The sequence below is a fragment of the Comamonas terrigena NBRC 13299 genome, from assembly GCF_006740045.1.
Taxonomy (GTDB): Bacteria; Pseudomonadota; Gammaproteobacteria; order Burkholderiales; family Burkholderiaceae_C; genus Comamonas; species Comamonas terrigena.
This window is the reverse complement of the sequence record NZ_AP019749.1, coordinates 3,509,644-3,531,467: the sequence shown is the minus strand read 5'-3', so window position 1 is coordinate 3,531,467 and position 21,824 is coordinate 3,509,644. Positions and strand designations below refer to the sequence as shown.

The following is a 21,824-nucleotide window of genomic DNA, read 5'->3' as shown; positions in this document are numbered from 1 at the left end:
GATGGCCTATTTCGAGTGGGCCGATGACATGGTGATCGATGGTGGCCCCATCGATGCAGACCACCGCCTGCTGGTGGATCTGGTCAATGAACTGCACACCGCCACCCGCGAAGGCCAGGGCCGGGCGGTGGTGGCGTCCATCCTGCACCGCGTCATCACCAGTACCCAGGACCATTTGCGCAACGAAGAGCACCTGATGGCGCAGATGGGCTTCCCCGATCTGGACAACCACAAGATCGGGCACAACCACTTCATGGACCAGCTGTGGGACCTGGAAAAGAAGCTGCAGGCCGGCAGCATCACCGTGGCGGCGCAGCTGTCCGCCGTGCTGCGTGACTGGCTGTCGCTGCACATCCGCCGCAACGACAAGGAACTGCTGCGTTTCCAGCGCCGCAAGGCACGCGAGCAGGCACGTGCGTCGGCGGGCACCAAGGCCCCGTTGCTGGCACCAGGCAAGCCGTCGCAGGCGGCGGCCGTCCCCGGCGCGGCGTTGGCGAAGCCGGTGACCAAGGTCTAGGGCGCACCCAGTCCCCCAGGCATGGCGGCGGCCTGTCGCCTCCCACTGCCGGCGCCTGCGCAGCCATGCCAGGCGCCTTGTGCATGCCGCTGTGTCACCAGGCGGGCAAAGGCTTGCCTAGGCGGCGCCGCAGCCCGCCTGTTCCTGCGCCACCATCAACATCCAGTGCACGCCGAAACGGTCTTTCAGCATGCCGAAAGACGGCGAGAAAAACGTCGGCCCCAATGGCATGGTGACTTCGCCCTGTGCGGACAGTGCATCAAAGTGCTTGCGGGCCTCGGCGGCATCGGCGCAGCTCAAGGTCAGGCTGAAGCCGCTGAAGGGGCGGGTACCGGGGCTGGGGTCATCGCTGGCCATGATCTGACTGTCACCCACCTGCAGGCTGGCATGCATCACCATGTCGGGCCGTGCGGGGGTGCATTCGGGTGGGGGCGGCTCCGGGCTTTCGCTGTAGCGCATCAGCGCCTGGATGGTCGCCCCGATCGCATCGCGGTAAAAGTTCAGGGCCTCTTCGCAGCGGCCCTGGAACAGGAGATAGGTCTGGACTTGCATGCATGCCTCCGGTGGTTAGACAGCGGTTGTACGGCAGCGGCGTCAATGCAGGTATGACAGAACGTAGCCGGGCCGACCAATGGCCGGAGCAGCGTGGCGGGCACGTCGGTAATGGCGGGAATGTCGGGTGGCACGTGGTTGAGGTGTGCCGCCGCCGCAGGCGCCATGCCGCTGTTACCAGTCTTCCTTTACCGCCAGCACCGCGTCCTCCCCGGTAGCCTGGCGGCCGGCCCACCAGGCCGTCAGCGTGCCGGCCAGCACCACGGCACAGGCCAGGGCCAGCAGGCGCCCGGCGGGCAGGCGCAGCTCCATGGTCCAGTGAAAGCTTTGCGGGTTGACCACGTGCACCAGAATGGCGGCCACGCCCAGGCCCAGCAAGGTGCCGGCCAGCGCGCCCATGGCCGTCCAGGCCGCCCCCTCGCCGGCCACCACCGTGAGGATCTGCCGGCGCGTCAGCCCCAGGTGGGTCAGCAGCCCAAACTCCTTGCGCCGTGCCAGCACCTGGGCGCTGAAGCTTGCGGCAATGCCGAACAGCCCGATGCCGATCGCCACTGCCTGCAGCCAGTAGGTGACGGCAAAGCTGCGGTCAAAAATCTCCAGCGAGCGCTGGCGCAGTGCGGCACTGCTGGTGAACTCCAGCGGCGGTGCCTGTCCGCCGGACAGCCGGGCCAAAGCGGCTTCGATGCGCGGCTGCAGCGTGGCCTGGTCTTCGCCCGCAGCAGGCCACAGCGACAGCTCGGACATGCGGGCATCGCCCGTCAGCTGCTGGTAGTCGCCCCAGTCCATGGCCACCGCGCCGAACTGGCGGATGTAGTCGCGCCAGATGCCGGCAATGAAAAAGTGCGTTTCCGCTGCGCCGGCCATGGGGGCGGTAGCCGGGCTGTCTGCCCCGGCAGCACTGCCGTCGGCCAGCCCGGTGCTGAACGCACGGTCCAGCAGCGGCCAGGGCTGGCCGGCCTGCACGCCATACAGTGTGGCCACGGCTTCGCTCACATAGATGGCAACCATGCCGGCCGGAACCGGCTGCGCAGGCGCTGCCCCCACCCACGGCAGTTGCTGGGCCTGCGGGCCGTGCAGCGGGCGCAGCAGCAGGCTGATGGCCGGGCGCTGCGGGTCCAGCCACAGGCTGGTGGCCCGCATCGGCTGGGCGCGTTCCACCCCGGGCAGGTCGCGTACGGCCTGCAGCAGCGTGGGTGGCAGCAGCGCCGCGTCGGATTTGGACGAGCCGCCGGCCGCACGCAGGTAGAGCGGCGAGGGCAGCACGGCGTCCAGCCAGTCCAGCATGCTGCCGCGAAAGCTGGTGACCATCACCGTCAGCGCCACGGCCAGGCTCAGGCTGGCCACCACGCCGCCCACGGCCACACTGGCGCTGGCCCGCATGCGGCGGGCACGTTCCAGCGCCAGCATGGACAGCGGCTGGCGCAGCGTGGCCGGCCACAGCCGCTGCAGGCCGCCTAGCACGCGCTCCAGCAGCCAGGGCAGCAGCGCCATGCCGCCCAGCAGCATCAGCCCTACGGCCCCATAGGCGGCCAGGGGAATGCCGCCAATGGGCGGCACGCTGGCCAGCAGCGCACTGGCGGCCACCAGGGCCAGGCCGGTCCAGGCGCGCGCAGGCGCCTGGACCACGTCCCCCAGCCCTTTGAGCGTGGCGGCGGGCGGCAGCGCCCGCGCGGTGCGTGCCGGCCACCAGGCGCCGGCCACGGTGGCGGCCAGGCCCAGGGCAAAGAAGGTGGCGGCGGCCGGCGCGCTCCACAGCAGCGGGGGCTGGCCGCCGGCAAAGTAGCCGCCGCCCAGGTCCCCGCCCAGCATACGCAGGGCCAGCCAGGCCAGTCCGGTGCCCAGCGCAATGCCGGCCGCGCTGCCGGCAACGCCCAGCAGGGCGGCTTCCCACAGCACCAGGCGCATGCGCTGTGCGGGCGTGAGCCCCAGCACCGCCAGCAGCGCCAGCTGCGGTGCGCGCCGCGCCACGCTCAGCGCCAGCACCGAAAACACCAGAAACGCCCCGGTGAACAGCGCCACCAGGGCCAGCACGGTCAGGTTGACGCGGTAGGCGCGCGACATCTCGGCCGCACGCTGCTGTTCACCGCCCGGCTGCTGCACCAGCACCTGGGCTGGCCAGCCGGGCAGGGCACGCAGCGTGGCGGTGAAGGCGCTGCGGTCGGTGCCGCTGCGCAGCAGCACATCCACGCGCTGGATCTGGCCGTCCTGGCCCAGCAGGTCCTGGGCGGCGCCAATGTCCATCACCGCCAGCGGGGCGCCGCCGGCTGCCACCGTGCCGGCCACGCGCAGCGTCACGGCATGGGTGTGCACGCGCACCGGCAGCAGGGCGCCGGGGGCGCTGGCTTCGTCCAGGCCCAGGGCCTGCAGTGCCGCCGGGTTCAGAAACACTGCGTCGGGCGCGAACAGCTGCAACCGGTCCTGGCCGGCAAACAGCCGGGGCTGCAGCGCAGGGGCCAGCGGGGCCGACTGCAATGCGTCGCCGCCTAGCAGGTGCAGCGACAGCGGTTCCGGGGGGGCGTGCGGCGCCTGGCCGGCCGCACCGCCCGTGGAGGGCGGGCTGTCGATCTGCACCGTGCCCTCGATCCACGGCGCGGCATGCTGCACCTCGGGCCGCAGCGCAATCAGTGGGTAAATGGCCTGGGGCAGGCTGGCGCGCATGCCTCGGAATTCCAGATCCGGCTGGCCGTTGACGCTGCGCACCGCGCGGGAAAACTCATCCAGCGCCGACTGGTTGATCACATGCACCGCAAAACCCAGGGCCACGCCCAGCGCAATGGCCAGCAGGGCAGTCAGGCTGCGCCAGGGCTGGCGCCGGTACTCCTGCAGCGAAAAACTGGCCAGCAGGCGCGGCAGCGGAGAAGCGGTGAGAGAGGGTGAGGCGGGCACGGAGGTTCCAGGGCAAAACAGCGGTGTGCACCGCCCCAGGGCGGGTGGGCACGCCTGCGCGGCCCAGGGATCCATGGGCAGGGCATTCGCCATCCTACAAGCCCCGTGTCAGCCTGCTGCCTACAATGCGGGGTTTTGGTGCTTGCAGCGCTGTTCTGGCGCTGCGGTTAAACGGGAAACATGGACGCCGGCGCCCGCGCTGGCACAGCATGTACTGCCCCCGCAACAGTGAGCGCACAGGTCCCGCAGGACCCGCTTGCCATCTCTTGCCACTGGAGCCATGCGCTCTGGGAAGGCTTGGCAAGCCGTGCGCCAGTCTGGATACCGGCCAAAACAGGTCCAGCATCCGCTGGCGTGCCGCTGTGCATGCAGACCCGGGTTGCTGGTTGTGTGAAGCACGGGCGGGGACGCCGGTGCCAACCATGTGTGCATCCATGCGAAATTTCCAACCATCCCCTGCGGAAGGCCAGCGCGCTTCCGTGCGCTTTCCTCTGGCGGCCGTGGCCCTGGCCGCAGCCTGCCTGGCCCAGCATGCTGCGGCGCAGAGCGTGCCCCTGTCCACCACGGTGGTGACCGCCACCCGCTCTGAAACGCCGCTGGACGAAACCCTGGCCGATGTGCGCGTGATCACCGAAGCGCAGATCAGCAACTCGGCAGGCCGCTCGCTGGCCGAAGTGCTGCAGCGCTTTGCCGGCGTGCAGATGTCCAGCAACGGTGGCCGCGGCAACACGCAAAGCGTCTACATCCGTGGCAGCAAGCAGGTGGTCCTGCTGGTGGACGGGGTGCGCTTCGGTTCGGCCACCCTGGGCACGCCCACGCTGGAGTCGCTGCCGCTGGAAGCCATCGAGCGCATCGAGGTGGTGCACGGCCCGGCATCGGCACTGTATGGCAGCGATGCCATTGGCGGGGTGATCCAGATCTTCACCAAGCAGGGCAAGGGCGTGAAGCAGGCATTCGTGCCCCATGCCGCGCTCACCTGGGGCCGCGCGGGCTACAAGAAGGCCGATGGCGGTTTTGCGGGCGAGCAGTCCGGCTGGAACTACAGCCTGAACATGGCGCGCGTCATCGATCCCGGCTTCTCGGCCACCAACCGCAAGAGCGCCGAATTCCGTTCCGATGCCGACAAGTTCAACCAGACCTCGGTCACGGCGGCGCTGGGTTATGCCTTCAATGCCGACTGGCGCCTGGATGCCAATCTGATGCGGGCGGACAGCTATTCCGAATTTGACCAGGACTACATCTTCATGCCCGACTGGAGCATGCCGCTGGTGAACGGTTCGTACAACGAATTCCGTGCCGCCACCAGCCAGCTCAAGCTGTCGGGCAGGCTCTCTGCCAACTGGAACAGCACCCTGAGCGTGTCGCGTTCCAATGACAAGCAGCGTTCCCACCACCGCCTGGAGGGTCGCACCGACCGTTACCAGGACCTGTTCCAGACCGAGCAGACCGAATACAAATGGGGCAACGAGATCAAGACCCCGGTGGGCGTGGTGGTGGCCGGCCTGGAGCGTCTGGAGCAGCAGATTGCCTCGTCCGAGCGCTACGACCACAAGGACCGTTCGACCAATGCCGCCTATGCCGGCCTGAACGGCAGCCACGCTGCGCATTCCTGGCAGCTCAACCTGCGCCGCGACGACAACTCCCAGTTCGGCGGCTACAACACCTGGGGCATTGGCTACGGCTACGAAGTCCTGTCCGGTCTGCGTGCGCGCGTGGCACGGGCCAGCAGCATGAAGGCGCCCACCTTCAACGACCTGTACTACCCCATGTCCGGCAACCCCAACCTGCAGCCCGAAAGCTCCAAGGGCAACGAAATCGGGCTGGACTGGAGCGTGGGCGGCCACGAGTTCAAGCTGACGGGCTTCGACAACAAGGTCAAGAACCTGATCTCCTGGGCCGACGACGGCACCGGCATGTGGTTCCCCTTCAATATCGACAGCGCACGCCTGAAGGGCTGGTCGCTGGGCTACAGCACCCAGTGGCAGGGCTGGGATCTGTCGGCACGCTACGAGCACCTGGATGCGGTCGATGGCAAGGGCCAGCGCCTGACGGACCGTTTGCCCGAGCACCAGGCCACGCTGTCGGTGGACAAGCGCATCGGCGCCTGGAAGTTCGGCACCAGCGCGCTGTATGCCGGCAAGCGCACCGACAAGCAGGGCACCGTGGACCTGGGTGGCTACACCACCATGGACCTGCACGCCGAATACCAGTTCGCCAAGGATTGGGCGGTGCAGGCCCGTGTGGCCAATCTGACCGACAAGGTCTATGAAACCGCCTACGGCTACAACCAGCGTGGCCGTGCCGGCTTTGTCACCTTGAAGTGGACGCCGCGCTGAGGCCACGCCGCTAGCACGGCCCCGCTGTGCGGCGCTGTTCAGGCCGCCGCAATGCCCCGGGCCGTCAGCCGCAGCACCCGGTCGGCGCGGGCCGCAGCGTCCGGGGAATGGGTGACCAGCACCAGGCTGGCGCCGGCTTCGCGGGTCTGGGCCACCAGCAGGTCCATGGTGCGGGCGGCCGTGTCCGGGTCCAGATTGCCGGTGGGCTCGTCGGCCAGCAGCAGGGCCGGGCGGTGTACCAGGGCGCGAGCAATGGCCACTCGCTGCAGCTGGCCGCCGCTGAGCTGCTGGGGCAGGCGCTGCCCCCTATCGCCCAGGCCCACGGCCGCCAGCATGGCCTGCACGCGGGCATCCTGCTCGGCGGGGGTGCCACGCGCCAGCAGCATCAGCGGCAGGGCCACGTTCTGCGCCACGCTCAGATGCGGCAGCACGTGAAAGGCCTGGAACACAAAACCCACATGGGCACGGCGCCAGACGGCCAGACCGGCTTCGTCCAGCCTGCCGATGTCCTGCCCCTGGTGCAGCACCTGGCCCTGGTCCCAGCGGTCCAGCCCGGCCAGGCAGTTGAGCAGCGTGGACTTGCCCACGCCCGAATCACCGACGATGGCGACAAACTCGCCCGCCGCCACCTCCAGGTTGACCTGCTCGAACACCGTGGCCGCATCGGCCCCTGTGCCATAGCGTTTGGCCAGGTCCACGACCTGAACGTTGGCGGGCGGTGTGCTGGCAGCTGGCAAGGACATGGCGAAGAGGGGATACGGGGTGGGGGGAGAAGCGGCTTACCTGGGCAGGCTGGCCTGCACCACGCCCCAGGCAGCCTGCACCAGCTGCACGATGGCGTCGGGGGCCTGGCAGTCGATCGGGTGGCGCTGGGGCATGCTGCGCAGCCAGGTGATCTGGCGCTTGGCCAGCTGGCGCGTGGCGGCAATGCCTTTTTCACGCACCAGGTGCATGTTCAGCGCGGGCTTGTCGCGGCGCTCCTGCCATTCCAGTTCTTCCCACACCTGGCGGTAGCCCACGCAGCGCATGCTGGGCAGGTCCAGGTGCAGATCGGGACGGGCGCGCAGGGTGCGCACCTCGTCCACCAGGCCGTGCTCCAGCATCTGCTCGAAGCGCTGGGCAATGCGCTGGTGCAGCCAGGCCCGGTCGGTCGGCTCCAGCGAAAACAGCGTGGCATCAAAGCGCGGCGCCGATGCATCTTTCGCGGTATGGAAGCTGGACAGCGGCTTGCCGGAAATCTTCCACACTTCCAGGGCGCGCTGGATGCGCTGGCTGTCGCCGGGCGCCAGGCGCTCGGCGGTGACCGGGTCCACCTGGGCCAGCAGGGCGTGCATGGCGGGCCAGCCGATGTCGGCAGCCTGGGCATCCAGCGCGGCGCGCACTTGCGGGTCGGCGGCCGGCATCTCATCCAGTCCCTCAAACAGCGCCTTGAAGTACAGCATGGTGCCGCCCACCAGCAGCGGCACGGCGCCACGGGCGCGGATCTCGGCCACCAGGCGTTCGGTGTCGCGCACGAATTCGGCGGCGGAGTAGCTTTGTGTGGGCTCCAGGATGTCGATCAGGTGGTGGGGCACGGCGGCCAGCTCGGCCGGTGTGGGTTTGGCCGTGCCAATGTCCATGCCCCGGTAGACCAGCGCGGAATCGACGCTGACGATTTCAGCGGCCAGGCCGCGCTGCTGCAGCACGGCAGACAGCGCCAGCGCGGCAGCGGTTTTGCCGGAAGCGGTGGGCCCGGCAATGGCAATGCAGGGCAGGGAAGAGGCGGAAGCGGTCACGGTCACAGAAAACAGATCAAGAGCGGGGCAGGAAAAAGGGCAGACAAAGGCTCAGGCGGCCGGGGCCACGCCCCAGCGGCGCACCAGCACCCAGGAGGCCAGGGCCGTCCAGGCTGCCCAGAAGGCCGTGCCGAAGACCAGAGGGTACACCGTACCGTCCAGGTGCTGGCCCAGCCAGGCGCCCATGGCAAAGGCTGTCAGGGTCATGGCGCAGCCGTTGAGTGCCGCGGCGGTGCCGGCCGCCTGCGGAAAGGCGCTGACGGCTCCGCTTTGCCCGCAGGGCTGCTGGATGCCGTGGGCCACCATGTACAGGCTGAACGGCAGGGCATAGGCCCAGGCATTGGCCACATCCAGCAGGGCGGCGGCCAGCAGGCTGCCGGTGCCCAGCACGGCCAGCAGTCCGGCCACCGCCACGGTGCGGCGCACGCCCAGGCGCTGCAGCAGGCGGCGGCAGAGGATGGTGCCGGCGATATAGCAGGCACCGTTCACGCCCAGCAGCAGGCCCACATCGGCGGCGGTCCAGCCCAGCACGCCGATGAAGGTGAAGGACGAGGCCGCCAGGAAGGTGAACAGCCCGGCATAGGAGCCGCTGGTGGTGGCCGTGTAGGCCAGAAAAGTGGGGTGGCGCACGATGGCTGCCCAGGTGCGGGCCAGCTGGTGCGGCTGGGTCGCATCCGGGCGCGGCGTGGCCAGGCTTTCGCGAAAGCGCAGAGCCACCAGCACCAGCGTGGCCGCGCCAAACACCGCCAGCGCGGCCATGGTGGCGCGCCAGCCGAAGTGCTGGGCCAGCTGGCTGCCGGCGATCGGGCTGGCACAGGCGATCACGCCCAGGCCGGTCAGCGCCTTGGACATGGCCTGGGCGCCGGCCGTGGGGGTGTACAGATCGCGCACGATGGCGCGCGCCGCCATCACCCCCGCGCCGGTGGCCACGCCCTGCAAGGTGCGCCAAGCCACCAGCCAGTCCATGCTGGGCGCCAGCGCGCAGCCCAGGGCGGCCACCACATACAGGGCCAGACCGGCCAGCAGCACCGGGCGGCGGCCCCAGCGGTCGGACACCGGGCCCCACACCAGCTGCGAACCGCCAAAGGCCAGCAGCAGGGCGGTGAGCGTGAGCTGGGTCTGCGCCACCGGGGCCTGCAGCTGCGCCGTCAGCAGCGGCAGTGCGGGCAGGTAGAGGTCGGTGGTGATGGGTTGCAGCCCCAGCAGCAGCGCCAGCAGGCCGATCACCAGCAGCGGCGACATGCCGCGCAGCGGGGTGTCGAGGTGGTGGGCAGGGACAGGGTCCGCAGGGACCGAAGAAGAAGCGGGCGCGGCAGGCATACAGGGCCGCGAGCCTATCAGATTGCGCAAGGCTGCGCGGCGGGCCGGGCAGCCGCTCGTGGAGCAGGGGCCGGTCATCTGTGTCCGCAGGAGTCTGGCCCAGCGGGCCAAACTCCTGCGGACACAGATACCAGCCCCGATTTCACCTTGCCACACTCCCGATGCCAAGGTGTCCAAGAGGCTTGCAATGTAGCGGAGCCGACCCAGGTCGTTCTGCCCGCCGGTCTGGGTGCGGCGCGACCGGCCGGTCGTGCTTTCCCGGCGGGCGGCTGCGGCAGGCGCCGGGGCCGGGTTCAGTTCCTGTCCCTGCCTTTGTCGGCGGTGGTGCTGTGCCCCTGGCCCAGCTCGGATGGCCACAGCTGCTGCAGTGCCACGCGGTACTGGGCCAGGCCCAGGGCTCCCGCGTTGTGGTGGGTGGCACCGTCCACCAGCACCCAGCGCTTGGGCGTGGGGGCGGCCTCGTAGAGGCGCTGCCCCAGGTTCGAGGGAATCAGCTGGTCCGCGCTGCCGTGCACCACCAGCAGCGGTGCCTTGAGCTGCGGCACCTTGTCCACCGAATCGAAAGGCTGGGTGATGAACGGCTGGAATGGCAGCCAGCCCCATTTGAAGGTGCGCGCCACATCGGCAATGCGGGTGAACGTGCCTTCCACGATCAGTCCGCGCACATCGGGCACGCGCGTGGCCAGGTCCACCGCAATCGCGCCGCCCAGCGAATGGCCGAAGATGAAGCGCGGCCGGTCGGGGTACTGGCTGGCCAGCCAGTCCCAGGCGGCCTGTGCATCGGCACGGGCCGAGGCTTCGGAAGGCAGGCCCTTGCTGCTCTGGCCAAACCCCTGGTAGTCCACGGCCAGCACGGCAAAGCCCAGCGACTGCATGCGGCGCATGCGGGCCGTGGAGCCGCTGACGTTCCAGCGCGCGCCGTGCAGGTACAGCAGCACCGGGGCATCGGCGCGCTGCCCGTCCAGCCACAGGGCATGCAGCCGCGCTTCATGGGACGTGTCCTCCTGGTCCGCTTCCACCCGGTGGGGGTGGGTGATCCAGACCTCCTGCATGCCTTGCTGGTCGCTGCGCGGCCAGAGGCGGTCGCTGGGCTGGAAGATCATTTCACGCTGCTTGGCGTCGATGGCGGCGCAGCCCCCGCCCGCCAGCAGGGCGGCCGTGGCCAGGGCGAGGAACAGACGTTGCAGGCGCATAAAGAGGTGACGGCCCAGGAAAAGGGGGGGAAAGATGCGGCAAAACTGCCAAGGATCTGTCGTATTTTGGGTCTATGCTCGGTAATCCAACCAGTTTTATGGGAATGCTCCGACATGCTCTTGGGTCTTGCCGCCAACCGACTGCACCACCAAACCGAAGATGGCGCCCTGTTCGCCCTGCTGCGCGCCTGTGAGCCGGGCATCCGCGAGCTGCAGCTGGGCCTGCATGTGGTGGGCCGCACCTGCGACGCCATTGCGGCGGCCGAAATGCTCAAGGGCTACAAAGGCCTGGTGCGCTACCCCTACGGGCGCGACGGCGGGCTGATGAAGCTGGTGGCCGAGGTGGTGGGCATGCCCGGGGAAGGGCGCACGCTGGACGGCGCCATCTATCTGACCGACCCGGTCGATCCCTCGTCCATCTTTCCCGAGGCGCTGGCCCTGAAGCGCCAGTGCGTGATCCACGGCAAGCCGTTTCTGTCGACCGTGGCCAGCGCGCGCGACTGGGTGGAGATGGAGCGCATCCATGCCGGTCTGGCGCCCGACCGCAGCGCCGACCGCTTTCACGATTTCGGGCACCAGACCGTGGCCCTGATCGCCCACGATGCCATGAAGCCCGCCATGCTGGACTTTGCGGCCCGCAATTTCGAGCTGCTCTCGCGCTTTCAGCGCCGGGTGGGTACCGGCACCACGGGGCAAAAGCTCAATGAACTGGCCTGGAGCAAGGGCTGGCCGGCCGACCGTCCCTGGGTGGACCGCTTCAACAGCGGCCCGCTGGGCGGCGACGCGCAGATTGCCGACCTGGTGCTGGAGCGCCGCTGCCAGCGCGCCATCTTCTTTGAAGACCCACATGTGGCCCGCCAGCATGAGGCCGACATCCAGCTGCTGGAGCGCGCCGTGACCACCATCACCCACGAGGCGGTCTGCGCCACCTCGCCCGCCGTGGCGCAGCGCTGGTGCGATGCGGCAGTGCGGCGCGCCGGGAGCTAAGGCGGTAACGCGTTGGCGGTGGTTGCTGCAGTTGCGGCCTTTGCAGCCGGGACGGAATTCCGCAGATGCGTTCCGGGCACCACACAGCCGCCCTGGGGCGGCTGTGTGCGTTCAGGGGCGGTGCGCTCAAGGCGCAGGTGTGGCCAGCGGCTTGCCCTTTTCCACCACGTAGACGCCGATCAGCTTGACGGCCGCATTGCTGGCGTTGTGCGCGTCGTGCACTACGCCGGCGGGCACCACAAACGATTCACCGGCCTTGAGGGTACGGGGCGGCTGGCCGTCCACCAGCAGATCGACCTGGCCCTCGCTGACGTAGCTGATCTCGTCTCCCGGGTGGGTGTGCCGCCCGGCCCGTGCGCCGGGGGCCACTTCGACCCGGGCCACCACGGCTTCACGCCCGGGGGTGGACACATCGGCCTTGCCCACCAGGGTGCGCGACAGGCCGCTGGCAGGCGCGGGCTGTGCGGCCTGTGAGGCCTGTGAGGCGGGCGGGCTGGCCTGGGGGGCGGCGCAGCCGCCCAGCAGGAACAAGGCACTGGTGCACAGCACGCTGGCCACGGCCGCGCGGGAAGAAAAAGGCATGGAACTCTCCTAGGCTGGGGTGACAGGGGAACAACCTGTCTCTTGTACCGGGGAGTGGGGCGGGGTGGCCAGGGGGGCGGCCCTAGGTCGGGCTGCGGGGACGGGACCGCCAGGTGCCGCAGCAGGCCATGCGGCCGTCCCGCCGATGCCATATCCTGTGCACTGCAACATTTTTCTGTCTGCGCGACTATGGACGCCATGCCATCTGAAAGGCCTTCGCCGATGTTGTTCACCCCCTACCGCCTGGGCGCACTGACGCTGCCCAACCGCCTGGTCATGCCGCCCATGACCCGTTCCCGCGCCGCCGCCGGCGACGTGCCCACCGCGCTGATGGCGCAGTACTACGCCCAGCGGGCCTCGGCCGGGCTGATCGTCAGCGAAGGCACGCAGATCAGCCCCCAGGGCCAGGGCTATGCCTGGACCCCGGGCATCTACAGCCCCGCGCAGGTGGCCGGATGGAAGCAGGTGACCGATGCCGTGCACCAGGCCGGTGGCCGCATCTTTGCCCAGCTGTGGCATGTGGGCCGCATCTCGCATGTGGACCTGCAGCCCGGTGGCGTGCCGCCGCTGTCGTCCTCGGCCCTGCTGGCCGAGGGCGTGAAAGTGTTTGTGGATCCCGGCCAGCAGGGGCCGGAGGCCGGCGTGGGCGGCATGGTGCAGCACAGCATGCCGCGCGCGCTGACGCTGGAAGAGATTCCGGCCATCGTGCAGCAGTTCGCCCACGCGGCCCGCAACGCGCTGGATGCCGGGTTTGACGGCGTCGAGCTGCATGGCGCCAACGGCTATCTGATCAACCAGTTCATCGATTCCCAGGCCAACGACCGCACCGACGCCTACGGCGGCAGCCTGGGCAACCGCCTGCGCTTTCTGAAGGAAGTGGTGGAAGCGGTGGTGGCCGTGGTGGGCAAGGACCGCATCGGCGTGCGCCTGGCGCCGCTGACCACGCTCAATGGCGCGGTGGACGACACGCCCCAGGCCACCTACCTGGCGGCGGCCAAGCTGCTCGACGACCTGGGCGTGGCCTACATCCACATTGCCGAAGTCGACTGGGAAGATGCGCCCGAGATGCCGGTGGCGTTCAAGGAAGCGCTGCGGCTGGTCTACCGCGGCACGCTGATCTATGCGGGGAAATACACCGCCGCCACGGCCGAAGCCGCCTTGCAGGCCGGCTGGGTCGATCTGATCGGCTTTGGCCGACCCTTCATCGCCAACCCGGATCTGCCCTACCGCCTGCAGCATGGGCTGGCGCTGAACCCACCCGATGGCAGCACCTTCTTTGGCGGTGCGGCCAAGGGGCTGACCGACTATCCCCTGGCATCCGCGCTTGCGGCCTGAATGCCGCGGGGCCGGGTTGCGGCTCAGAAATACTGGCGCAGCCCCACGCCGAAGGAGCGCAGATCCCCGCCGGGGGTGCCCGTGCCGTAGCTGGCATGGGCGCGGTTGTCCAGCCGGGTGAACAGGGCGTACAGCTTGGTGCGCGGGCTCAGGTTGTAGTTGTACGCCAGCGTCCATTGCAGGGCCTGGGTGTCGGCTGCGTTGCCGGCCTTGCCGGCATAGCCCACGTTGACGTGGTATTCGCTGGCGCCGCGGGTGTGGATGGCGGCGATGCGCGTGGTGTGGCGGCCGCCCTGGGTCGCGTCCACCGCATAGCCGGCGTGGTCCCAGCCACGGCTGTACTGGTGGTAGGCCGAGAAGGTCCAGCTTTCGCTGAGGACATAGGTGGCACGCAGCGTGGCCTGGCGGGCCGGTCCCCAGTCGCCATAGCCCAGGCCAAAGGACCAGTCGCCCTGCGCGTAGGTGGCGGCCAGGTCCCAGGCGTTTCTGGCGGGCTCGGCGGCCTGTTCGTGCAGGCTGGTGCCGATCTCCACCGTCAGGTCGTTCCAGGTGGGCGTGCGGTAGGACACATGGTTGCTGCCCTGCGACACAAAGGCGTACAGCGCATCCGCCGAGGTGCCGGTGTCGAAGTTGTGCGCATTCACCACATCGGCGGTGGCGTAGTAGGCCTCGCTGATGATGCGGCCCATGCGCAGCATGCCGAAGTGGCCGGACAGATGGACTTCGCTCTTGCGGTTGAAGAACGTGGTGTCGGTGTTCGCACCGGTGTCGGATTCAAAGCCGCTTTCCAGTTGGAAGCCCGCCCGCAGGCCGCCACCGAGATCCTCCTGCCCGCGCAGGCCGAAAAAGGATTCGTTGTTCAGCATGCCGGTGGTGCTGACATGGTCCTGGGTGCTGCGTTCCACCGAGGTGTTGATGCGGCCATAGATCTGCAGGCCGGTGGTTTCGGCCTGGGCGGTCAAAGCCAGGGCTGCCAGGCTGGCGGCAACGGCCAGCACGGAAGGGGTGCGTAGGTTCACGGGGATGGGAAAAGAAAGGCAAAAAACACATGCCCAGGCCGCTGCTGGGCAGCGACGGGACAGCGGGCGCGCATGGGGGGCGGGACGGTGGCAGCACCGCGGGCCGGCCATGCGGCAAGGGGCGACATGCTAGGCCAAGCAGGGCCCGGGTGCAGGCAGCCCAGGCCAAAGCGCAGCAGAGGCTATGGGTTTGGGGTGGTGCGGTCGGCCTGGCCCGGCAGATCGGCACAGACCTGCTGCAGGGCCTGCACCAGCAGTTGCTGCTCGGCGTAGCGGGCGCCCGCTTTGCGCTGGAACAGCGTGATTGGCGGCAGCTGCCAGCTGAACTGGTGGGGCACGATGGCCACGCCGGCAATGCGCACCAGTTCCTGGGCAATATCGGCCGGCACGATGGAGACGGCGCGTTCATTGGCCGCCACCAGCTCGCCAATCACCTTGGCAGACAGGCTTTCCACATAGGGTGGCGGGGGCTCCACGCCGGCGCGCAGAAAGAAGTCGGTGATCTGTTCGCGCATGGGCGTGTTGCGCGGGCCCAGCACCCAGTCCAGTTCGGCCAGTCCGGCCCAGTCCAGCGGCCGCCGGGCCAGGCGTGCCGCCAGCTTGCGGTGGGCGACCAGCTGCGGTGCCTGGGCGTAGAGCACGGTGTGCTGCAGACCGTCCATGTTCAGGATGGCCGAGGTGCGGCCGACCACGCAGTCCAGCTCGTGCGCACGCAGCCGCTCCAGCAACTGGTCGCTGGTGGATTCGTGCAGCGTGACGGTGATGCGCCGCCCCTGCAGGCGCGTGCGGTCGATCGCCTGGGCCAGCATGCGTCCGGGCAGGAAGGGGATCACCCCCACCTGCAGGTGGGCGGCACGCTCCTGGGCCACGGCGGCCATGTCCAGTGCCCAGTGGTCCAGATCCGCCAGCAGGGTGCGGGCACGGGCCAGCACCAGCGCGCCCAGGTCCGTGGGGGCCATGCCCCGGGAAGAGCGGGTGAACAGTGGCGCGCCGAACAGGGCTTCCAGTTCCGCCAGGGCCTGGGTGACGGCGGGCTGGCTGGTGGACAGTTGCTCGGCCACGCGTGTCAGCGAGCGCTGCTCGGCAATGGCCACCAGCAGCAGCAGGTGCTTCATCTTCAGCCGCAGGGCCAGGCGGCGGGCCAGTGCCAGCTGGGGCAACGGTGTGGCGGGCGCGGCAGGGGACTGCATGGCAAGCGTTATTCCATAAGTAAAAAGATATGAAGCAATAAAAATACGCGATTTTTTGCTTATGGCAAGTGGCCAGAATCCCCGCCATGGCCCGCGCCGTTGCGGGCGGTGCAGACACGAGGGAGTGGCAGGACATGGAATCGCTGTGGATGGTGGTGGCGCTGGGTGCCGGGGTGGCGGGGTTTGTGCAGGGGCTGTCGGGCTTTGCTTTCGGCATGGTGGCCATGTCGCTCTGGGCCTGGGTGCTGCCGCCGCAGCTGGCGGCGGTGCTGGTGGTGTGGGGGGCGCTGCTGGGCCAGTTGCTGGCGGCGTTCACGGTGCGCCGGGGCTGGAGCTGGGCGCTGCTGCTGCCGTTTGTGCTGGGGGGGCTGGCAGGCATTCCGCTGGGGGTGTGGTTGCTGCCGCAGCTGGACATGCGCTGGTTCAAGGCGCTGCTGGGCGGCCTGCTGGTGCTGTGGTGCCCGGTGATGCTGCTGGCGCCGCGCTGGCCGGCACTGGTGGTGGGCGGGCGCTGGGGCGACGGGCTGGCCGGCATGGCCGGTGGGGTGCTGGGCGGCGTGGGCGGCTTCACCGGCGTGGTGCCCACGCTGTGGTGCACCCTGCGGCGCTACCCCAAGGAGCTGCAGCGGGCGGTGATCCAGAACTTCAACCTGTCCATGCTGCTGGTGACCATGGCGGTGTACCTGGGCACCGGCATGGTCACCCGCGAGATGCTGCCGCTGTGTGCCGTGGTGGCGCCGGCCATGCTGCTGCCCACCTGGCTGGGCACCCGGCTGTATATCGGCATCAGCGAGGCGCGCTTTCGGCAACTGGTGCTGGGCTTGCTGACCCTGTCGGGGGTGGCCATGCTGGCGGCCGCAGTGCCGCAACTGCTGGCAGCATCCTGAACCAGCAGGGCGAGGCGGCCAGGGAATAGTCGGGTTGGGATTCTGGTGTGCCGCACCACGCAAAACAGGGACCCGAAGGTCCCTGTTGGAGTGCGTGCACTGCGCGCTGCGGCAGCGCAGCGCCGGGCTTAGATCACGCCCTGGGCTTGCATGGCTTCGGCCACCTTCACAAAGCCGGCGATGTTGGCGCCGTCGATGTAGCTGGTGGAGCCGTCGGCACGTTGGCCGTACTTCACGCAGGCCGCGTGGATGCCTTGCATGATCTGCAGCAGACGGGCGTCCACTTCTTCGGCAGGCCAGCTCAGGCGGGCTGCGTTCTGCGACATTTCCAGGCCCGAGGTGGCCACGCCACCGGCGTTGGATGCCTTGCCCGGGGCGTACAGCACGCCAGCGGCTTCGAAGGCCTTGGCGGCTTCGATGGTGGAAGGCATGTTGGCGCCTTCGGCCACGCAGATCACGCCGTTGGCGATCAGGGTCTTGGCATCGGCCAGGTCCAGCTCGTTCTGGGTGGCGCAAGGCAGGGCCACGTCCACCTTGATGGACCAGGGGCGCTGACCGGCCAGGAATTCCACGCCCTGCACCTGTGCGGCGTAGTCGCTGACGCGGCCGTACTTGTTGTTCTTGATGTCCATCAGGATGGCCAGCTTCTCGGTGGTGAAGCCGTTCTTGTCGTACACGGTGCCGGACGAGTCGGACACGGTGACGACCTTGGCACCCAGGGCCATGGCCTTTTCCACGGCGTACTGGGCCACGTTGCCGGAGCCGGACACGGAGACGGTCATGCCTTCGAACGACTTGCCGCGGGTCTTGAGCATTTCGTCAGCGAAGTACACGGTGCCGTAGCCGGTGGCTTCAGGGCGGATCAGCGAGCCGCCGAAGGTCAGGCCCTTGCCGGTGAACACGCAGGCAGCGCTGTTCGACAGCTTCTTGTACATGCCAGCCATGTAACCCACTTCGCGGCCACCCACGCCGATGTCACCCGCAGGCACGTCCGTGTCCGGGCCCACATGGCGGAACAGCTCCTGCACGAAAGCCTGGCAGAAACGCATGACTTCGGCCGGGCTCTTGCCCTTGGGGTCGAAGTCCGAACCGCCCTTGCCGCCGCCCATGGGCAGCGTGGTCAGTGCGTTCTTGAAGGTCTGCTCGAAGGCCAGGAACTTCAGCACCGACTGGTTGACCGAGGGGTGGAAGCGCAGACCGCCCTTGTAGGGGCCGATGGCCATGCTGTGCTGGATGCGGAAGCCGCGGTTGACCTGGACCTGTCCCTTGTCGTCGGTCCAGCTGACGCGGAACTGGATGATGCGCTCGGGTTCGACCAGGCGTTCCAGCAGGGCGTTGTCAGCGTACTTGGGGTTCTTTTCGATGAAGGGCCACAGGGATTCCATCACTTCGGTGACGGCTTGCAGGAATTCGGGCTGGCCAGGGTTGCGGGCAGCAACTTCTTGCAGGAACTGGTCGAGAGAGGCGTACTTCATCAGGAACTTTCAGCAGACAAAAGGTCGATCGCGGAAATGCGAAGAAGAAAATTATGCCAAAAATGTATGGCGGCATGCACCAAAAAAGACATAACCTCTACAAGACTGGTGCATGAATGATTGTTTTTGGTGCGTATTTGTGGGTTTGTGCACAAATTTGGAGCATTTGAGGTGCGGGCCGCGAAGCGGCCCGTGCACGCGCCGAGATGGCGCCCAGCAACGGCCAGCGGCCGGTGGGCTGCATGGCGTGCTGCCGGGCTGGCGTGGCGGCAGCGCTTCCAATCCATGTGCAGGGGCGATGCAAGACATCGCGAATGGCGATGGTGTGTGCCTGAAGGGGAATGGCGTGCCGCACCGGTACAGGCCGGTCGCGCAGACTGGCAAAAAGCGGCAGCAAGCGGCAAGGGTGCGGCGGCAGTAGGCGATGCCGGTGCCGCATGGGACGCTGTCCCGTACGGTTGCGGGTCTGGTCAGGCGGTCTTGCGGTGGCCCAGACCGGGTGGTTGTTCACGCTGTTCTGCCGCCTGCGCGATTCTGGTGGCCCGCGCTGCGGGCGTGCATGGCGGCGGGCGGGGCCGCTTCATGTCAGGTGCGCCGGTGTCTGTGGCTGGCTGCGCACCGATGCCGCCCAGGGTCGGCAGGCACTGCGGCCAATCCGTGCCGCGTGCCGTCCGGGCCAGGCGGTTCAGTCCCTGCGCTGCAGCGCTGGCCGGCTGCTCAGATCAGCTCGAACGGCTGGTTGCTCCACTGCACGGCGTGGGCGGTCAGGCTGTAGATCAGGGCCGATGCGGCGGTGGTGTCGAAGACCGGGGGCACATGGCGTTCGGCCCCACCCTGGTTGCGGCTGTAGGCGCTGGTGTGGCAGCGCAGCAGCCAGTCGGATGCCGGGGCGGTGCTGGCCAGATCGGTGATGCACAGCACCTTGGCGCCGGCCGTGCGCGCGGCCTGGGCCACTTCGCCCAGCAGCGGGTCGGTGCTGTGCAGCGCAAACAGAACCACCAGATCGTGGGTGTCCAGGCGCGGCAACACGTCCTGCACGGTTTCGCCCAGGTCGGGCACCAGAAAGGCCCGCTTGCCCAGGCCATGGCGCAGCTGCCAGCGCAGGTGCGTGGCCAGGCTGTGGTTCTGCTGCAGGCCCATGCAGAACACCTGGGGGGCCTGGTTCAGCGCGGAGGCCATGGCATCCATCACCGGAGCGGGAATCTGGGCCACGGTGGCCGCCACGTTCTCCTGCACCTGCTGCCACAGCTGCATGGGGGTGGGCGCATGCTCGGCCACATGCACCGACAGCGGCACGCCACTGGGCGTGCTGTCCAGCCGGGCCTGGCGGCGCGCTTCGTCATAGCTCTCAAAGCCCAGACGGCGCACAAAGCGGGTGACGGTGGCGTTGGACACACCGGTCAGCTGGGCCAGTTCGCTGGCGCTGTAACCGGCCGGGTTCAGCGGCTGGTCCAGCACCATCTGGGCGAGCTTGCGCTCGGTGGGCGAGAAATCGGGCAGCGCCTGGCGCACGCGGGCAAAGAAGGGGGCGGCGGGAGCAGGGCTGCGGGGGGTGGTGGCCATGAAAACAGACGGTTCGGCGGAAACTGGGGCGACAGTGTAGAGACAAATGGCGGCGCGCGCTGCAGGCAGGCTGCAGCACGGGCCGCCCGGGATCAGCGGCCGCGCAGGAACAGCGCGTCCAGCTCCTTCATGCTCAGCTGGCGCCAGGTCGGGCGGCCGTGGTTGCACTGGTCGGAGCGCTCGGTGGTCTCCATCTGGCGCAGCAGGGCGTTCATCTCATCCAGGGTGAGGCGGCGGTTGGCCCGCACGGCACCGTGGCAGGCCATGGTGGCCAGAATCTCGTTGCGTGCGCGCTGCACCACGCCGCTGGCATCCTGCTGCTCCAGCTCGGCCAGCACGCTGCGCGCCAGCTCCACCGCATCGCCCTGGGCCAGCGTGGACGGCACGGCCCGCACGGCCAGGGTCTTGGGCGAAAACGGAGCCACTTCCAGCCCCAGCTCGCGCAACGTGTCGGCATGGGCTTCGGCCGTGGCCACTTCCTGCGGTGTGGCAGCAAAGGTGGCGGGAATCAGCAGCGGCTGGCTGGCGATGGGCTGGTCGTTGCCCAGCTGGGCTTTGAGGCGCTCGTAGACGATGCGCTCGTGCGCCGCATGCATGTCCACAATCACCATGCCCTGGGCGTTTTCGGCCAGGATGTAGACGCCATGCACCTGGGCCACGGCGCGACCCAGCGGCCAGGCTGCCGCATCGGCGGTGGCCTGGGTGGCGGAGGATGTGCTTTCTGCCGCCGGCGTGCCGGGAGTACCCGGGATGGCCGTGGGCGACGGTGCCGGCACGGTGTTGGCCGGGGCCAGCTGCGGACCGGCCAGGGCAGGTTCTGCGGCCAGGGGCGCCATGGCCGCGAAGGCCGGTGCGGAGGCGGCGGCAAGCGCATCGGCAGCTGCGTCGGTCGCAGCGGCTGCGGGGACTGCCGTGCCGGCCGGGTTGGCTTCGCGCATCGGGGCCCACAGCGCCGTCATGTCGTTGACCACATGGCCGGCGCGCTCGGTCAGCGGCATGGCGTACTGCACCTGGGGTGTGCGGGCGGGCGTTGGGGTCTGGGGCTGCCAGGCGGCTGTCGCCGCTGTGGCACCAGCAGGAACGCCGCCGTCCGGATTCGGTGACTGCGCCTCGGCCTGGGCCGCCAGCAGCGCGGCGCGCGGGGCGGCCAGGGCGTCCTCGATGGCGTGGCGCACGGCCTGGTGCACTTCGCGGCTGTCGCGAAAGCGCACTTCGATCTTGGTGGGGTGCACGTTCACGTCCACCCGGGCCGGATCGATGTCGATGTACAGCGCATACAGCGGCTGTTTGTGGCCGTGCAGCACGTCTTCGTAGGCGCTCTTGGCAGCATGCGTCAGCACCTTGTCGCGCACAAAGCGGCCGTTGACATAGCAGTACTGCTGGTCCGGGCGGGAGCGGGCGGCGTCCGGCAGACCGGCACGGCCGATCACCGTGATGCCGCTGCTGCTGGTGCGCTGCACCGGCAGGGTGTTGTCCACAAACTCCTGGCCCAGCACATCGGCCAGGCGCAGGGCCAGGGCCGCATCCGTCAGGGTGCCGGCGGGCACGGCGCGCCACTGCTCCACCAGCTTGCCTTCGTGCCAGATGGCAAAACCCACGTCCGGGCGGGCCAGGGCGTGGCGGCGCACGGCTTCGATGCAGTGCGCCAGCTCGGTGGCATCGCTTTTCAGGAACTTGCGGCGGGCCGGGGTGCTGAAGAACAGTTCCTTGACTTCCAGCGTCGTGCCCTGGCCGCCAGTGCCTCGCCCCGAAAGCCCATGGTGACCACGGTTTCCAGGTCGTGCAGATCCCGGATCTTGCTGGTGGCATGGCGGCGCAGGGCCACCGGCAGTTCGTCGCGGGGAATGCCGATGCCGTCGTCTTCGACCGAGATCAGGCGCACACCGCCTGCCAGCAGGCGCAGCGTGATCTGCGTGGCACCCGCATCCAGGGCGTTGTCCACCAGCTCGCGCACCACGGAGGCGGGGCGCTCCACCACCTCGCCGGCGGCGATCTGGCTGATGAGTTCGTCAGGAAGGTCCTGGATGCGCCGGCGAGCGGGCGTGCTGTCAGAGGAAGTCATTGCCGGTGATTCTATGCAGTGCCGGCCCGGGTGCCCGCCGCGGCGGCCATACCGCAGGCCGGGATAGGGGCGGGCCGGAGTGGAACAGGTGCGGGCATAAAAAAACCCGCAGCCCTGGGGGCGGCGGGTGAAGTGAACGCGCTGG

16 protein-coding genes, 1 pseudogene and 1 riboswitch are annotated in these 21,824 nt (G+C 68.9%); of the genes and pseudogenes, 5 read left to right on the top strand and 12 right to left on the bottom strand.

The features are described from left to right. Nucleotide 1 precedes the first annotated feature (1 nt). Nucleotides 2–517 carry a bacteriohemerythrin gene (locus CT3_RS16075; RefSeq protein ID WP_083520432.1) on the top strand — a complete coding sequence of 172 codons (516 nt, stop codon included), beginning with the start codon at nucleotides 2–4 and terminating at the stop codon, nucleotides 515–517. A gap of 117 nt (nucleotides 518–634) precedes the next feature. On the opposite strand, the gene CT3_RS16070 is transcribed toward CT3_RS16075, so the two are convergent. Beyond that, on the bottom strand, nucleotides 635–1,069 hold the full coding sequence (locus CT3_RS16070) for a VOC family protein (RefSeq protein WP_066536454.1): 435 nt from the start codon (nucleotides 1,067–1,069) through the stop codon (nucleotides 635–637). A gap of 174 nt (nucleotides 1,070–1,243) precedes the next feature. Continuing rightward, nucleotides 1,244–3,922, bottom strand: a complete 2,679-nt coding sequence (locus tag CT3_RS16065) for an ABC transporter permease (RefSeq protein ID WP_066537333.1) — start codon at nucleotides 3,920–3,922, stop codon at nucleotides 1,244–1,246. Between the two features lie 152 nt (nucleotides 3,923–4,074). Then, nucleotides 4,075–4,302: riboswitch (cobalamin riboswitch) on the top strand. Between the two features lie 87 nt (nucleotides 4,303–4,389). Here CT3_RS16065 and CT3_RS16060 point away from each other — a divergent pair. Beyond that, nucleotides 4,390–6,291, top strand: coding sequence for a TonB-dependent receptor domain-containing protein (locus CT3_RS16060; protein ID WP_172591777.1), 1,902 nt, complete (start codon nucleotides 4,390–4,392; stop codon nucleotides 6,289–6,291). 38 nt (nucleotides 6,292–6,329) lie between these two features. Here the strand turns inward: CT3_RS16060 and CT3_RS16055 are convergent, their stop codons facing one another. The 4 genes from CT3_RS16055 to CT3_RS16040 form a co-directional block, all read right to left on the bottom strand. Then, nucleotides 6,330–7,034, bottom strand: a complete 705-nt coding sequence (locus CT3_RS16055) for an ABC transporter ATP-binding protein (protein WP_066536449.1) — start codon at nucleotides 7,032–7,034, stop codon at nucleotides 6,330–6,332. A 36-nt stretch (nucleotides 7,035–7,070) separates the two neighbouring features. Further along, nucleotides 7,071–8,066, bottom strand: coding sequence for a tRNA (adenosine(37)-N6)-dimethylallyltransferase MiaA (gene miaA, locus CT3_RS16050; RefSeq protein WP_066537332.1), 996 nt, complete (start codon nucleotides 8,064–8,066; stop codon nucleotides 7,071–7,073). Between the two features lie 51 nt (nucleotides 8,067–8,117). Further along, nucleotides 8,118–9,308, bottom strand: coding sequence for a multidrug effflux MFS transporter (locus tag CT3_RS16045; RefSeq protein WP_066536446.1), 1,191 nt, complete (start codon nucleotides 9,306–9,308; stop codon nucleotides 8,118–8,120). 371 nt (nucleotides 9,309–9,679) lie between these two features. Beyond that, nucleotides 9,680–10,579 carry an alpha/beta hydrolase gene (locus tag CT3_RS16040; protein WP_066536444.1) on the bottom strand — a complete coding sequence of 300 codons (900 nt, stop codon included), beginning with the start codon at nucleotides 10,577–10,579 and terminating at the stop codon, nucleotides 9,680–9,682. A gap of 114 nt (nucleotides 10,580–10,693) precedes the next feature. Between CT3_RS16040 and CT3_RS16035 the strand changes: the two genes are divergently transcribed. Next, nucleotides 10,694–11,566, top strand: coding sequence for a methylglyoxal synthase (locus CT3_RS16035; protein WP_066536436.1), 873 nt, complete (start codon nucleotides 10,694–10,696; stop codon nucleotides 11,564–11,566). A 126-nt stretch (nucleotides 11,567–11,692) separates the two neighbouring features. Here the strand turns inward: CT3_RS16035 and CT3_RS16030 are convergent, their stop codons facing one another. Then, complete coding sequence (locus CT3_RS16030) at nucleotides 11,693–12,148, bottom strand: cupin domain-containing protein (RefSeq protein WP_066536433.1); 456 nt, start codon at nucleotides 12,146–12,148, stop codon at nucleotides 11,693–11,695. A 222-nt stretch (nucleotides 12,149–12,370) separates the two neighbouring features. Between CT3_RS16030 and CT3_RS16025 the strand changes: the two genes are divergently transcribed. Next, the gene (locus CT3_RS16025; RefSeq protein ID WP_066536431.1) at nucleotides 12,371–13,483 is read left to right on the top strand and encodes an alkene reductase; all 1,113 of its coding nucleotides are present in this window, start codon (nucleotides 12,371–12,373) and stop codon (nucleotides 13,481–13,483) included. A gap of 23 nt (nucleotides 13,484–13,506) precedes the next feature. Here CT3_RS16025 and CT3_RS16020 read toward each other — a convergent pair whose 3' ends face one another. Together CT3_RS16020 and CT3_RS16015 are read right to left on the bottom strand one after the other, a co-directional pair. After that, on the bottom strand, nucleotides 13,507–14,502 hold the full coding sequence (locus CT3_RS16020; protein WP_066536429.1) for a porin: 996 nt from the start codon (nucleotides 14,500–14,502) through the stop codon (nucleotides 13,507–13,509). 182 nt (nucleotides 14,503–14,684) lie between these two features. After that, entirely contained in the window at nucleotides 14,685–15,692 is a 1,008-nt protein-coding gene (locus CT3_RS16015; RefSeq protein ID WP_066536428.1) for a LysR family transcriptional regulator, read from the bottom strand. 134 nt (nucleotides 15,693–15,826) lie between these two features. Between CT3_RS16015 and CT3_RS16010 the strand changes: the two genes are divergently transcribed. Next, on the top strand, nucleotides 15,827–16,579 hold the full coding sequence (locus CT3_RS16010) for a sulfite exporter TauE/SafE family protein (RefSeq protein ID WP_083520446.1): 753 nt from the start codon (nucleotides 15,827–15,829) through the stop codon (nucleotides 16,577–16,579). A gap of 128 nt (nucleotides 16,580–16,707) precedes the next feature. Here the strand turns inward: CT3_RS16010 and gdhA are convergent, their stop codons facing one another. The 3 genes and pseudogenes from gdhA to mutL form a co-directional block, all read right to left on the bottom strand. Further along, entirely contained in the window at nucleotides 16,708–18,054 is a 1,347-nt protein-coding gene (gene gdhA, locus CT3_RS16005; RefSeq protein ID WP_066536423.1) for an NADP-specific glutamate dehydrogenase, read from the bottom strand. A 717-nt stretch (nucleotides 18,055–18,771) separates the two neighbouring features. After that, nucleotides 18,772–19,617: a MurR/RpiR family transcriptional regulator gene (locus CT3_RS16000; protein WP_066536420.1), complete on the bottom strand. Its 846-nt coding sequence runs from the start codon at nucleotides 19,615–19,617 to the stop codon at nucleotides 18,772–18,774. A 92-nt stretch (nucleotides 19,618–19,709) separates the two neighbouring features. After that, nucleotides 19,710–21,679: pseudogene (mutL, locus tag CT3_RS15995) on the bottom strand (DNA mismatch repair endonuclease MutL). Nucleotides 21,680–21,824: the final 145 nt, after the last annotated feature.

Bases quoted from the DNA above. Each gene is read 5' to 3' on its own strand.
- CT3_RS16075 (WP_083520432.1), top strand. From the start codon at position 2: ATGGCCTATTTCGAGTGGGCCGATGACATGGTGATCGATGGTGGCCCC.
- CT3_RS16070 (WP_066536454.1), bottom strand. From the start codon at position 1,069: ATGCAAGTCCAGACCTATCTCCTGTTCCAGGGCCGCTGCGAAGAGGCC.
- CT3_RS16060 (WP_172591777.1), top strand. From the start codon at position 4,390: ATGCGAAATTTCCAACCATCCCCTGCGGAAGGCCAGCGCGCTTCCGTG.
- CT3_RS16055 (WP_066536449.1), bottom strand. From the start codon at position 7,034: ATGTCCTTGCCAGCTGCCAGCACACCGCCCGCCAACGTTCAGGTCGTG.
- CT3_RS16045 (WP_066536446.1), bottom strand. From the start codon at position 9,308: ATGTCGCCGCTGCTGGTGATCGGCCTGCTGGCGCTGCTGCTGGGGCTG.
- CT3_RS16040 (WP_066536444.1), bottom strand. From the start codon at position 10,579: ATGCGCCTGCAACGTCTGTTCCTCGCCCTGGCCACGGCCGCCCTGCTG.
- CT3_RS16035 (WP_066536436.1), top strand. From the start codon at position 10,694: ATGCTCTTGGGTCTTGCCGCCAACCGACTGCACCACCAAACCGAAGAT.
- CT3_RS16030 (WP_066536433.1), bottom strand. From the start codon at position 12,148: ATGCCTTTTTCTTCCCGCGCGGCCGTGGCCAGCGTGCTGTGCACCAGT.
- CT3_RS16025 (WP_066536431.1), top strand. From the start codon at position 12,371: ATGTTGTTCACCCCCTACCGCCTGGGCGCACTGACGCTGCCCAACCGC.
- CT3_RS16015 (WP_066536428.1), bottom strand. From the start codon at position 15,692: ATGCAGTCCCCTGCCGCGCCCGCCACACCGTTGCCCCAGCTGGCACTG.
- CT3_RS16010 (WP_083520446.1), top strand. From the start codon at position 15,827: ATGGAATCGCTGTGGATGGTGGTGGCGCTGGGTGCCGGGGTGGCGGGG.
- gdhA (WP_066536423.1), bottom strand. From the start codon at position 18,054: ATGAAGTACGCCTCTCTCGACCAGTTCCTGCAAGAAGTTGCTGCCCGC.
- CT3_RS16000 (WP_066536420.1), bottom strand. From the start codon at position 19,617: ATGGCCACCACCCCCCGCAGCCCTGCTCCCGCCGCCCCCTTCTTTGCC.